Annotated in this window: 10 protein-coding genes; 3 read left to right on the top strand and 7 right to left on the bottom strand. The window is 63.1% G+C overall.

The window, feature by feature from the left end; genetic code table 11:
• Nucleotides 1–1,675: T6SS effector BTH_I2691 family protein (locus ACK1VC_RS16885; RefSeq protein ID WP_449117995.1), on the bottom strand; the 1,675-nt coding region annotated here is incomplete at its 3' end.
• Between the two features lie 339 nt (nucleotides 1,676–2,014).
• On the opposite strand from ACK1VC_RS16885, the gene ACK1VC_RS16880 reads away from it, so the two are divergent.
• The 3 genes from ACK1VC_RS16880 (at nucleotide 2,015) to ACK1VC_RS16870 (ending at nucleotide 3,944) form a co-directional block, all read left to right on the top strand.
• On the top strand, nucleotides 2,015–3,088 hold the full coding sequence (locus ACK1VC_RS16880) for an aldo/keto reductase (RefSeq protein WP_191086736.1): 1,074 nt from the start codon (nucleotides 2,015–2,017) through the stop codon (nucleotides 3,086–3,088).
• Between the two features lie 117 nt (nucleotides 3,089–3,205).
• Complete coding sequence (locus tag ACK1VC_RS16875) at nucleotides 3,206–3,430, top strand: hypothetical protein (RefSeq protein ID WP_016487712.1); 225 nt, start codon at nucleotides 3,206–3,208, stop codon at nucleotides 3,428–3,430.
• A gap of 151 nt (nucleotides 3,431–3,581) precedes the next feature.
• Nucleotides 3,582–3,944: a hypothetical protein gene (locus tag ACK1VC_RS16870; RefSeq protein WP_191086735.1), complete on the top strand. Its 363-nt coding sequence runs from the start codon at nucleotides 3,582–3,584 to the stop codon at nucleotides 3,942–3,944.
• Nucleotides 3,945–4,164: 220 nt separating this feature from the next.
• On the opposite strand, the gene ACK1VC_RS16865 is transcribed toward ACK1VC_RS16870, so the two are convergent.
• The 6 genes from ACK1VC_RS16865 to ACK1VC_RS16840 form a co-directional block, all read right to left on the bottom strand.
• Nucleotides 4,165–4,929 (bottom strand): hypothetical protein, encoded by a 765-nt coding sequence (locus ACK1VC_RS16865; RefSeq protein WP_096426241.1) that lies wholly within the window; start codon nucleotides 4,927–4,929, stop codon nucleotides 4,165–4,167.
• Nucleotides 4,930–4,993: 64 nt separating this feature from the next.
• Nucleotides 4,994–6,271 carry a bifunctional O-acetylhomoserine aminocarboxypropyltransferase/cysteine synthase gene (locus ACK1VC_RS16860; protein WP_023048182.1) on the bottom strand — a complete coding sequence of 426 codons (1,278 nt, stop codon included), beginning with the start codon at nucleotides 6,269–6,271 and terminating at the stop codon, nucleotides 4,994–4,996.
• 435 nt (nucleotides 6,272–6,706) lie between these two features.
• Nucleotides 6,707–7,477, bottom strand: a complete 771-nt coding sequence (locus ACK1VC_RS16855) for an SDR family NAD(P)-dependent oxidoreductase (protein ID WP_024717913.1) — start codon at nucleotides 7,475–7,477, stop codon at nucleotides 6,707–6,709.
• 119 nt (nucleotides 7,478–7,596) lie between these two features.
• On the bottom strand, nucleotides 7,597–10,041 hold the full coding sequence (locus ACK1VC_RS16850) for a TonB-dependent receptor plug domain-containing protein (protein WP_449117994.1): 2,445 nt from the start codon (nucleotides 10,039–10,041) through the stop codon (nucleotides 7,597–7,599).
• A 96-nt stretch (nucleotides 10,042–10,137) separates the two neighbouring features.
• Entirely contained in the window at nucleotides 10,138–10,635 is a 498-nt protein-coding gene (locus tag ACK1VC_RS16845) for a RidA family protein (protein WP_016487706.1), read from the bottom strand.
• 16 nt (nucleotides 10,636–10,651) lie between these two features.
• On the bottom strand, nucleotides 10,652–12,232 hold the full coding sequence (locus ACK1VC_RS16840) for a flavin monoamine oxidase family protein (protein WP_016487705.1): 1,581 nt from the start codon (nucleotides 12,230–12,232) through the stop codon (nucleotides 10,652–10,654).
• Nucleotides 12,233–12,260: the final 28 nt, after the last annotated feature.

The raw sequence follows: 12,260 nt of genomic DNA, 5'->3' as shown, positions 1-12,260 counted from the left end.
TGGCCTTGTGCTGCAATTCGCGTAAATGGGCACTCTGCAGGGCGTAGTACTCGCCCAGCTTCATCTTCACTTCCAGCTCGATGAGGTGCACGCCGTTGTAGAGAAACTGCGTCGCGCTGTTCAGGTGCCGCACGGCGGTCTGGATGCCAGGTGGCAAATTGGGCGACAAACGTTGGCTGGCAGCGTTGAGCGCGCCCTGGGTTTCGGCAATGGCCTGCTTCAAGGTATTGCGCATGCGCAAGCCGGCGTCGTCGCTCGCAATGATCTTGCTCAACATGCCGTAGAGCTTGTCGCTGTCATTCCAGTTGGTGACGTCGGAAAAGCTGGGAAGCAGCCCGGCCAACAACGCACGGTCACGCATCAACAACGCGCGATAGGGAGGGCTATCAGGATCCTGTAGCCATTTCTGCCAGAGCGTTTCGCTGGTGCCGGCAGCGGGACTCACATCGGACGCCACCGCCTCGGTAATACTGCCACCTAGGCATAAGGCCATGGTCTTGGCATACGCCACGCCAGACTCACGATGATCACCGTCGTAATCGTACTGCTCGGCCACCTTGAACATGGGCGTGTCGAACAGCGCGGCGTAAGCACGGGCGTCCTTGTCGATGAAGCGCTGGAACTCGGCTTCCTGCTGGTCATACCCGGCCTGGAACGCCGCCCGTTGCGGTTCGTGGTAGCGCTGTTCGAGTTTATCGTCGCTGTCCTTCATCGCTTGCTCGACCATGCGCAGCCGCTCTACCGTCGGATCAACCGGTACAAACGGCCCTCTACCCGCCATTGGCTCCAGCGAAGGCACCTTCTGCGCTGCCCACTCCCGCTGCGTGGCGCGAATGGCCTGCAGGATCTGCGAGGTCTGCAACTGGTAGGCACGCATGGGGTCCTCACGCCAGAGCTGGCGCTTCACCACCCAGGTCAACCGCTGATGGTTGAATTCCTGAATCAGGCCAACGGTATCGTCGAGCACCACTGCCAGCACGCCGTTCTCCAGCGTGTGCCGGTTCATCGCGTTGACCAGGTATCCCTTCAAGGCAAACCTGCGCAGCTTGCGAGTGTGAAACCCATGCGCACTGTCAAACGGCGAGCACCCATGCTGGGCGTACTCGAACACATCCTTGTCGACCTGCAGGTTATCCGGCGTCATTGCAATGCCCAGTAATTCTGGGTTGTTACGCGCCTGGGTCAGGTCAATCCCCTCGAAGCGATGTACAGGTGCCTGGCCCTTCTTGTAGGCATTCAGCACGCTGACCGGCCAGGCATCGCTGGAGAAGGCCAGCCAGGCTGTGCCATACCGGTCGGTATCAATATTCAGGAAAGCAGAAGGGATATCGTGGTTTTCATTCACGCACTTTTCGGGCAGCGATGCGGGCAGGCCCTCTGACGGTTCGTAGGGGTTGAAGCGGCGCAGATGGCCCTGTTCGCTGACTTCGTAGGCATGCCAGACCTGCTGGTCGAGCAGTACATACAGGTAACCCATGCGCAAAGTACGCAGGCCCATCTTCCCCGAGATATGTTGGCTACCTGCCACAGTCGTGATGCACTCCTGTCGGGTATCCGGTACCAGGGCGCGGCGCAGCGGCAGCATCGGCAGGCCCTGGCGCTCGCAGGACATGCACTGGTCGTGCGGCAGCCCGGCTTCGGCTGCCGCAATGGCGATACGTTGGCTGATTGTCAAAAAACGACCTCGCATTGAAAGGACCGTGATGGTCCCTGAACACTAACGAGGAATCGCTTGCCGGAGGTTCCTAGGGCGTCTTAAAACCGTGTAGGAAACGTCTCTAAATCAACCATTGGACATTTTTTCCACTGACGGGCTCTCGAGTCAGGCGCAGGCGTGTAGGGGGCGCGCGCCCGCGAACACCGACAAAGCCGGTGCCTGCACGGCGTCACCTGCTTCGCGGGACAAGCCCGCTCCCACAACTCAGGTGCATGCAGCTTCGCCGGCTGATCAGATTGAACGTTTCAGCTCCCAGCACCGTCGGTACTTCCATGTCTTGCGCAAAAGAGGTTGTCCATGAAGTATCGTGCACTCGGTAACACCGGCCTGTTGGTCTCAGAATTGGTGGTTGGCACTGTCCCCTTCGGCGGGCGTGGCGCGTTCGAAAAAACGGGTAGCGTGGATGTCGACCAGGCGCGGCGTATGTTCGACATGGCCTTCGATGCCGGGGTTAACCTGGTGGATACCGCCGACCTGTACTCCCACGGCCTGGCAGAAGAAATCGTTGGCACTGCGCTGGGGCAGCGACGCCATTCCATCATCCTCGCCACCAAGGCCCGCAGCCCGATGGGCGACAACCCCAACGACAGCGGGGCGTCGCGTTATCACCTGATTCGCGCCTGCGAGGCCAGCCTCAAGCGCCTTGGTACCGACCATATCGACCTGTACCAGATCCACAACTGGGACGGTGTCACGCCGGTCGAGGAAACCTTGGCGTCCTTGGACCACCTGGTGCAAAGCGGCAAGATCCGTTACTTCGGCACCTCCAACTACACCGCCTGGCAAATGATGAAAACCCTCGGCTGCGCCCGCCTCAACGGCTGGCAGCAGCCGGTATCCCAGCAGATCTATTACACCCCTGAGGCCCGCGAGGCAGAGTACGAGTTGCTGCCGATGGCCATCGACCAGGGTTTCGCCACGCTGGTGTGGGGGCCGCTGGGGGAGGGTTTGCTGACCGGCAAGGTGCGGCGCGGGCAGCCGACCCCAGAGGGTACCCGCCAGGGTAATGATTGGCCGGAGCCTTACGTGCACGACCGCGAGCGGGCCTACGACATCATCGAGGCACTGATTGAAATCGCCCAGCGCCACGCGTGCTCACCGGCACGGGTGTGCTTGGCCTGGCTCAAAGACCGGCCTGGGATAACCAGCGTCATCACCGCAGGGCGTACCTTCGAGCAGTTGCACGACAACCTGCAGGCGGTGGAGCTGGTGCTCACGGCAGACGACCTGGAGCAGCTCGAGCAAGTAACGCGCATTGCACCGCAGTATCCGTACTGGCACCGCATTGCGGCAGGCATGGACCGCATCGATCCGGCGGAGGCGCCGTTCATCGAACTGCACCGCAAGACGATGAAGCTGCAGCAGCCATGATCGGCGTATGACGCGGCGGTGCGCTGAAGCGCCTGCTGCGTCATCATCGAGGCATTATGAATTAATTCCTGCCCGGTTGGTCAGGTAATGAGCCCCTTATCTGCTTTTGAGGTTCTCATGCACGCGTACACAGTTCGCTATCTGATCAACGGCCAATCGGCCACTCATACCTTCGAACTTAAGCAGCCCAAGCTCGCCCTGCACGAAGCGGCGCTTCACCTGATGGTGCTGCACTTTGGTGATGGGGAGAACAGCTTGGTCATGCCGCCCGCCGACGCCACCCCTCAGCAGGTTCTCGCGCAGGCCCAGGTACTGGGTTTATCGCAAATCCACCTGGCTTGACGGATACCGGTGCAACACGCCTGCAACCTGGCCAGCAAAAGCCGCGAGCCCGGCCTTTTGCACCACCGGTCGAACACAAGGCACTCTCGCCAGCCGATTGCTCTCTGAACAACAGGCGCACCCTTGCTGCGCTGCAACCAGGAGAACGCCCATGGCAATCGACCACAATGGCCCCGACTCGCCGTACCCGGGACCAACCGAAAATACCACCGACGCAGGCGCGGGCCATGGCTCGGGCCTTGAACAGGCTGAGTCCGAGCCTAAGCAAGGCGTCGGTGAGGCTTGGTCCGAGAATCGCCCCGTAGACTGGGACCCACCTCCCGGCAATCCCGGTTCAGACCAGGACGGGCAGCTTGACCGGGACAACGGCACCGCAAGAACCAACGATGACCAGGCTGGTGCAGGTGACGCAGAGGTGCCATTACCCGCAGATGATGACGGCCCGATTGAAGAGGAAATGAAAGACGTGGAGGCCAATAACTCGGTGTCTGCCGAGCATCCTCAACCGCGTTGATGGCGTTTGCATTTCAGGGCCGATGCCAACTCAGTGCGGCGTCCTGGGTCTGCCAGCCTGGCTTCATCGGCCGCTTTTCCATCAGGTATGGCACCGGCTGCGCCGGTGTTCGCGAGGCAAGCCCGCTCCCACAGACAGGGTGCACAGCCCAGGATTTACGCGGTCCCTGTAGGGGCGGCCTTGTGCCGCGATGGGCTGCCCAGCAGCCCCAAATGGCGCATCAACGCCGCCGCAACACAGTGGCGAGCCCAACGGTCAGCAGCACAGCACAAGCCATGGCCAGCCCGATGGTAACGCCAACGCCCCACGTTTCGAGCAGCCCCGCCAATACAAGATAAAATGCGATCACCCCAACCGCCCCGATCGCATTGCCCCGCACCATTGCTACCATCCCGGGGCGCCCCCCTTGCACATGGGCGAACACCACCAGCGGCCAGGCAATCACCGGTATCGGCGCGAGCATCCCGCTGGTCGCCGGGCCCAGCCAGCTGGCCAGGCTGGTGGTGATCATCAGCAGGGATGTGGCAGACACCATGCGTAGCGGGATTTCCCAGTACCGGTGCCTGGGGCGGGCCAAGGTATCTGGTTCTGGTTCACGGCCGCTGGCGCGTATCAGCACGCCGATCAGCACCAGTGCCACGGCAATCGACAGGTTAAGGTTGCCCCAGTGGGTAAACGCATAGGCGGCCATACCATAGAAAAGCAACGCCAGCAGGGCTGCCAAGGCAACGCCGAGCCTGCGCGTGGCCAACAGATAGAAGGTGTAGGTGGCCTGCACTGCCGCCAGGCCGCCCAGTGCACCGGTTATTGCACCCAAGGCGAAGGCATTGCCCTGTTCCAGGCACAGGAAAGTCATCACCAGTGCCGAGGTGATCGGCAGGCCGGATAGCAAGCCCCCCAGCAAACCGCCCCAGCGCCGCGAGGCGAGGGAGATGGCCCACATCAGCAGGGGCGTGACGATAAGTTTCAGGTAGAGCAGGGTCATTGCGGGTGTATCCAGGCTAAATGAAGGTGCGCCCGCCGTCGGCATTGGGTGGGGCGCGGATGCATCACCCGCGGCTGGCCTCCAGGGCCTGGGCCAGGTCGGCGATGATGTCGTCGCTGTGCTCTATGCCAATCGACAGGCGCACCATGTCGCGCGGCACGCCGGCTTTTTCCAGCTCCTCGTCGTTGAGCTGGCGGTGAGTGGTGGAGGCGGGGTGGCAAGCCAGTGACTTGGCGTCGCCGATGTTCACCAGGCGCACTACCAACTGCAGCGCATCGATGAAGCGCGCCCCGGCAACCTGGCCGCCCTTGATGCCAAACGACAGGATCGACGCTGGCTTGCCGCCCGTGTAGCGCTGTGCCAGTTCATGCTCGGGATGGTCGGGCAGCCCGGCGTACTTCACCCAGGCCACCTGTTCGTGGGCTTGCAGGTAATGGGCAACTTTCAGCGCGTTTTCAGTGTGGCGCTCCATGCGCAGGGCCAGAGTTTCCAGGCCTTGCAGGATCAGGAAGGCGTTGAACGGTGACAGCGCGGCGCCCGTGTTGCGCAGCGGCACCACACGGCATCGGCCAATGAAGGCGGCGGGGCCGAAAGCTTCGGTGTAGGTAACACCGTGGTAGGACGGGTCGGGGGTGTTGAGCAGGGCGAAACGCTCCTTGTTGTCGGCCCAGGGGAACGTGCCGGCGTCGATGACGATACCGCCGATGCTGGTACCGTGGCCGCCGATGTACTTGGTCAGCGAGTGCACGACGATGTCCGCGCCATGCTCGAACGGTCGGCACAGCACCGGGGTGGCCACGGTGTTGTCGACGATCAGTGGTACACCGTGGCGGTGGGCGGCCTCGGCCAGTGCGGCGATGTCGACGATATTGCCGGCGGGGTTGCCGATAGACTCGCAGAACACCGCCTTGGTGCGCGCGTCGATCAACGCTTCGAGGGCGGCGACGTCGTCATGAGCGGCGAAGCGGGTCTGGATGCCCATGCGCGGCAGGGTGTGGGCCAGCAGGTTATAGGTGCCGCCGTACAGCTTGGCCACCGAGACAATGTTGTCGCCGGCCTCGGCGACGGTCTGGATGGCGTAGGTGATGGCCGCCATGCCCGAGGCCACCGCCAGCGCGCCCACCCCGCCTTCGAGGGCGGCCATGCGCTGCTCGAGCACATCGTTGGTAGGGTTCATGATGCGCGAGTAGATGTTGCCTGCCACTTTCAGGTCGAACAGGTCCGCGCCGTGCTGGGTGTCGTCGAAGGCGAAGGAGGTGGTCTGGTAGATCGGTACGGCCACGGCCTTGGTGGTCGGGTCGGGGCTGAAGCCCGCGTGGAGGGCGAGTGTTTCCAGCTTCATGCAATCGTTCCTTGAGCGTGGGGTGGAAGCGTTCGAGCATGCGGCGGTGGAAGGGCGTGGGTCAAGGACGCTTTAGAGCGTCAGTCACTCCACCCGACTGTAAAGATATGCAAAGTTTCCCTGTGCCATCACCCTGCAGTTCTAGAATCCGCTCGCTGCCAGACTGCTACTGGCAGGCAGCAGATCTAACCCTGTGGAGCGTTCCAATGAAGTCGAAACATCTTTTCCGTGCAGCCCTGGTTGCAGTCCTGGTATCCAGCCTGTCGGGTTGCTGGATGTTCATGCCGCCAGGTGGTGGCGGGGGGCACGGTGGTGGTCATGGTGGCGGTGGGGGTGGCTTCGGCGGTCATCAGGGGGGTGGCCCTCGCTGAGCTGATCTCGCGATGGAACGCATTGCCTCGGCCGGGCTGCAACCGCTACCCGGCGCGAGCGCACTCACCACGCTATCCGCTCGCCATCCCACCCCCAAAAACTGCCACTCTCCGATGGCCCAAGCCGCCCCACCTGCTCCATCACGCACTGTGCCGCAAACGCCGGTTCAAACAGCTTCCCCTCCGGCACATTCCCTTGAAACGGCCGCGACAGCCCGGTATCGGTAGTGCCCGGATGCAGCGCCAGCACCGTGGCGTTCGGGTTCAGGCGTTTCAGTTCGATGCTTGCCGTGTGCAGCAGCTGGTTCAGCGCCGCTTTGCTCGCGCGATAGCTGTACCAGCCGCCCAGTCGGTTGTCACCGATCGAGCCTACCCTGGCCGACAGCGCCGCAAAGGTGGCGGGCTGGTTGCGCAGCAGCGGCAACAGATGCTTGAGCAGCAGGATCGGTGCGAATGCGTTGGTGGCGAAGCTGGCCTGCAGGCTGGAGAGGTCCAGTTGGGCCAGCGATTTCTCGGCTTTGCTGCCCTCCTGGTGGAGGATACCGAGTGTGCTGATAACCAGGTGAAGGTGTGGGCAGGCATGGCCCACCTCGGATGCAAGCGCAGCCAGCGCCAGCTCGTCGCGAGCATCGCAATTGAGCAGTACCAAGCGTTCGCCATGTGCCTGGGCAAGTGCAAGCAGCCCCTCAGCGGTGCGGGCGTGCCGCGACACAGCGCAGACGCGGCTTACATCATCGCGGGCCAGCATCGCCTTACACAATGCCAGGCCGATACCTCGGCTTGCACCGCATATCAGCACGCGAGCATTGTCTGATAATCCGGGGATCAGGCTCATGGGGTGCGCCTCGTCTTTCGAATGAATCTAGCCCACCGGCATGGTTTTTGGTTTTAAATATGCGTGCTAGCTTGGATTTTTGGGGCCGCTTTGCGGCCCCAGTATGCGAGCGATGCACATCAGAAGTTGTAGGTCAGCCGCGTGAAGTAGTAACCCCCGGTAAAGCCATAAGGCGAATAGGCCCCATACCCCTTGGTCATGGTCTTGCTGCTGGGGTTCTGCCGCTCGGGGTAAACATCAAACAGGTTCTGCGCTCCCACCGCCGGGTTGAGGTCTTTGCTCAGCTGGTACCCCACGTCGATATCGGTGATCCAGCGCGCCTTGTATTCACGGTCGAGGCTGCGGTCAGTCGCCGAGTTCACTTCACGCCATGAACCATAGCGGGTCAGGGTCAGGTTGCTGGTCCAGCGGTCGCGCTGCCAGTTGGCGCCCAGAATCAACTTGGTGTGCGGCTGCACCTCGGTCAGGAAGTTGCGCGCCTGGCGGTCCATCAGGCTGTAGTCCGTGCCCTGGATATTGACGTTCTCCTTGTAGCTCAGGATCTGCGTCTGGTTCCAGTTGAAGGCGGCGGTCCATTTCAGTTGCCCCCAGTTGCCCAGGTTCTGGTCGAAATTGCCCACCAGGTCCAGGCCCTTGGTGCGGGTATTGGCGCCGTTGGTGAAATAGCGCCCGCCAGAGGTGGAATCGATACCGTTGTCCAGCAGCGTCTGGGTCACTTCGTCGCCCAGCAGGGTACCGGTGAGGGTGATGCGGTCGCGCACGTTGATCACGTAAGCATCTGCGGTGAACGACAGCTGCGGTGCAGGCTGGTAGGTCAGGCCCAGGCTGTAGTTGGTCGAGCGCTCGGGCTTGAGTGCGGTGGCGCCCAATGCCTTGGCTGCCGCCGAGTCCACAGGCAGTACGCCGTAGTTGATCGATTGGTACACGCCATTGACCACACCGTAGGTGGTCGAGCGGGCGCTGAACAGGCTGTTGGCCAGCGACGGTGCGCGAAAGCCGTTGCTGACCGTGGCGCGCACGGCCAGCGCGGGGGTGAAGTCATAGCGGGTGGTCAGTTTGCCGCTGCGGGTGGCGCCCACCCCGCGGTTGTAGTGTTCGTAGCGCAGCGCGCTGCCCAGGTACCACTGCGGCAGCGGGTTGAAGCCGACGTCGATGTAGCTGGCCACGCTGTTGCGGCTGGTGCTGGTGGCTTCTTCCGGTGAGATACCGTTGGTGACCTGTGCACCGGAGGCGGCGCAGTCCCCGGGCGCACGGCAGTAGCCGCCGTTGGCCCACGAGGCCCAGTCGCCATCGCGCACCTGGTAGGTGTCACGGCGGTGCTCCAGGCCCCAGGACAGGTCAAGCGGCTTGCCCAGGCCAATGTCGAAGCTGCGCTGCAGGTCCAGGTTGCTGGTCAGCTGTGTGGCGACCCAGGTGCCCGATTCGAAATGGTTGGGCGTGGCCTCGCCCAGCGAGGCGTTCTGGTTGTGCGTGGTGCCTTGCAGCGCCTCGTTGCGCCCGTAGGTGCTGGACAGGTCCCAGGCCCATTCCCCGACATTGCCCTTGGCGCCGAAGGCGCCCTGCAGATCCTCTTCCTCGATGTACCAGGTGGGTGTGTAACCGCTGGGGTAACCGTTAGGCCCGGTGGTGATGGTGTTGGTGATGGTCGGCAGCCGGAAGTTCTGCCCCTGCTCGGCCTTGCGGTGTGAATAGGTGGTGAACGAATACAGGGCCAGGTCGTCGCTTAGCGGCAGCTCGGCGTTGTAGCCCAAGGTCAGCAGGTTGATCTTCGGTGTGCCGTAGCCGCCGTAGGTTGACTTGCCAGCCTTGTCGAAGGCTTCGGCATAGCTGTAGCCGTTAGCACTGGCCTTGTTGTCGTCGTTCTGGCTGCGCGCATCCAGGGCCAGCTGCACGATGCCGCTGTCGCCGATCTCGAAGCCCTTGTTCAAGCCTTGCTGCACGGTCTGCTTTTTGCCGTCGTAACCCTGGCCTGCGTTGGTCACCGAGGTGCCGGAAGCGTCGGCCTTGAGGATCACGTTGATCACCCCGGCGATGGCGTCGGAGCCGTACTGGGCAGCCGCGCCATCGCGCAGCACCTCGACGTGGTCGATGAGGCTGATGGGGATCAGGTCAAGGTCGGTGGGCGCAGCGCCCGCATGGATGCCGCTGATGTTCAGGGTGGCGCTGGTATGGCGGCGTTTGCCGTTCACCAGCACCAGCACCTGGGCCGCATTTAACCCGCGCAAGCTGGGCGCACGGGCCATGCCGCTGGCGTCCCAGCCGGTTTTCTCCGGCAGGGTGAAAGACGGCACGCTGGCACTGAGGGCTTCCATCAGGCCGGGTTTACCGGTTTGCTGCAGCTGCTTGGCGCTGATCACATCGATCGGCACAGGGCTTGTGGTGACCGTACGTTTTTCCGAGCCGCGGTTACCTGTGACGATCACGGTACCCAGCTGTGCCGGGTCGTTGGCCTGGGCTGTGGTTTCGGCAAATGCAGCAGGCGTGGCCAGGCCGGTGGTGCCAAGGGCCATGGTCAGCAGTGCGGGTTGCAGGCGCGGGCTGGGCAGTTTCAGGGCGTGAAGCATGTTCGCTCTCCATGAGCGCTGTTGAACAGCGGGTGCACAGGGGCCGCCCGCCGGGTGGTCCCGGCAGGCAAGCAATAGGGGTGGGTTAGCGGCGTTTCAGGGCGCTTTTGCAGCGACCGCTTCGATTTCGACCAGGGCGCCCGGCAGGGGCAGGGCCACCACTTGCAAGGCGGTGCGGGTTGGCTTTCTCGGTTGCTCGGCAGTGGCGAAAAACTCGGTGTAGGCGGCTTGCAGCCCGGCAAAATCCAGCTTGCCCTCAGTGGCCGGGTCGCCTACCAGAAACACCCTCAGCTGTACTACGTCACCCAGGCCCAGACCCTGGCTTTGCAGCGCAGCCTGGATCTTGTTCAGCACTGAGCGGGTCTGGGTTTCGGTGTTGCCATAGGCGGCAATGGTCTGTGGTGGTGCCTTGGGGTCGGCAACGTCGGGCAAGGTGCCGCTGACGAAGGTCAGCGAGGTGCCGGCGGGTACGGTGACCAGTTGCGAAATGGGGAACTTCGAGCCTGGCGGGTCGACACGCTTGATGGTGTCGGCCTGGGCGGTCAGTGCGGACAGTGACATGAAGGCTCCAAGCAGCAGGGCAGTTGTGTTCATCAAAGGGCTTCCTTGTTCAGGCGGCGACGCCGCGTTGCTGTTGCAGGGCGTGCCGGGCGATCTGCCCGACCACATGGCGGGCCGAGTCCGCAGCACTGTTCTGCCAGATACCCACCCCGCCATGGGCCAGTGCATCGCTGGCCAGCCAGGTGCGGCCTTGGGGCTGGTTGAGGTGCGAATAACCGGGCTCGGCAAGCACGTCATGGACAATCCACGGGCTTTCGCTGAACGGTACCTTGGACCAGTTGACCGCCACCCCACGCTGCAACTTGCCGGCGTGGCCCGGGTGCAGCGACTCCACGGCCTGGCGCGACGCTGCCAGTTGCTGCTCTGTCGAGCGCGTGGCAAATGTGCGCGCCACTTCGCCGGTGTTGTAGGTGCCCACCAGGATGCCCTGGGCACTGTTCAGGTGGTCGCTGGGGTACCACAGCAGCCGCGCTTCGTGGTTGATATAGGAGAGCCCGCCATAGATCTGGAACTCGCTTTCCCAAAACCGGGGTGCCTGCCAGGCCACCTTGTTGGCCAGGTCCGGCTTAGCCTGGGCGATGGCCGCCTGGGTGGTTTTGCCAAAGTTGTGGTCAACCCGGGCCAGCAGTGGCAGGGGGATGGTGACGATGGCGTAGTCGGCGGTTTCCACTTGGGACTTGCCGCTGCGCCGGTCACGCCAGGTAACCTGGCTACCGTTGTCTCCGGTGCGGATCGCCTGCACTTCGGCATGCAGTTGCACCTTGTCCTGCACCTTGGCGTACAGGGCCTTGGCAATCTGGTCCATGCCGCCGACCGGCTGGAACATGGTGGCGGAAAACTCCGGGATCTCGTCGAACACCAGCGGCAGCATCAGGTTAGGGTTGAGCAGTTGCTTGAGTGCCACTGGCTGGCGCTGGATCGGTGTCTGGTCGCCCGCCCCGGCGAAGCGGGTGTAGCCGGCGCGAACCGAGCCCTTGTAATGACGCTGCTCGTCGAGGTCACCGTATACCTTGAGAAAATCCAGCAAGGCCTTCTGATCGCCCGTGTCCAGCTCCTTGTCCAGCGCTTTGCCGCTGATGCTGCGCGACAGCAGTTCGCTGAGGTGTCCACGGGTGTCATTCACCGCCTGGCGCAGCAGTAACGGTGGCTGCGCAAGGTCCGGTTGGGCGAGGGCGTTGCGGCTGCTGTTGACCAGCACTTCCAGCGGCACGCCCAGCTCGCGGCAGTAGCCGAGGATGGTCAGGTGATGGCTGGGCAGGCGTGCGGGCCCTGCATTGAAATAGTGGCCGTTGTCGAACCGCACCTGCTGGCGGCTGCCGTCATTGTGCAGGACCTCGTCACCGTTGCGCAGCGTCCAGGCACGCCCGCCGATTCGCTCGCGGGCTTCCAGCACGCGCACGTCAAAACCGGCTTTGCCAAGTTCATAGGCTGCCACCAGGCCGCTGATGCCAGCCCCCACCACCAGCACGCGCTTGCCGTTGCCGGACGTGGTCGGCAGGCCCAGCGGCTGGAAGGTGCTGGCCGTGGCTGCTGCGGGCAACAGGCCCAGCGCGGACAGGCTGCCAAGCGCGGCGCCGTAGCTGCCAGCGGCCATCAGGTGGGCAATAAGGTCTCTACGGGTCAAGCCCATGGTGTGTTCTCCTTGCAAGTGGAAAGTG

Source organism: Pseudomonas sp. XP2 (assembly GCF_053557975.1).
The sequence above is the reverse complement of the archived record's forward strand: the minus strand, read 5'-3'. Positions and strand labels throughout refer to the sequence as shown.

Excerpts from the sequence above, each read along its gene's own strand:
- ACK1VC_RS16845 (WP_016487706.1), bottom strand. The coding sequence starts at position 10,635 with ATGAACACAACTGCCCTGCTGCTTGGAGCCTTCATGTCACTGTCCGCA.
- ACK1VC_RS16840 (WP_016487705.1), bottom strand. The coding sequence starts at position 12,232 with ATGGGCTTGACCCGTAGAGACCTTATTGCCCACCTGATGGCCGCTGGC.
- ACK1VC_RS16870 (WP_191086735.1), top strand. The coding sequence starts at position 3,582 with ATGGCAATCGACCACAATGGCCCCGACTCGCCGTACCCGGGACCAACC.
- ACK1VC_RS16880 (WP_191086736.1), top strand. The coding sequence starts at position 2,015 with ATGAAGTATCGTGCACTCGGTAACACCGGCCTGTTGGTCTCAGAATTG.
- ACK1VC_RS16860 (WP_023048182.1), bottom strand. The coding sequence starts at position 6,271 with ATGAAGCTGGAAACACTCGCCCTCCACGCGGGCTTCAGCCCCGACCCG.
- ACK1VC_RS16865 (WP_096426241.1), bottom strand. The coding sequence starts at position 4,929 with ATGACCCTGCTCTACCTGAAACTTATCGTCACGCCCCTGCTGATGTGG.
- ACK1VC_RS16855 (WP_024717913.1), bottom strand. The coding sequence starts at position 7,477 with ATGAGCCTGATCCCCGGATTATCAGACAATGCTCGCGTGCTGATATGC.
- ACK1VC_RS16850 (WP_449117994.1), bottom strand. The coding sequence starts at position 10,041 with ATGCTTCACGCCCTGAAACTGCCCAGCCCGCGCCTGCAACCCGCACTG.
- ACK1VC_RS16875 (WP_016487712.1), top strand. The coding sequence starts at position 3,206 with ATGCACGCGTACACAGTTCGCTATCTGATCAACGGCCAATCGGCCACT.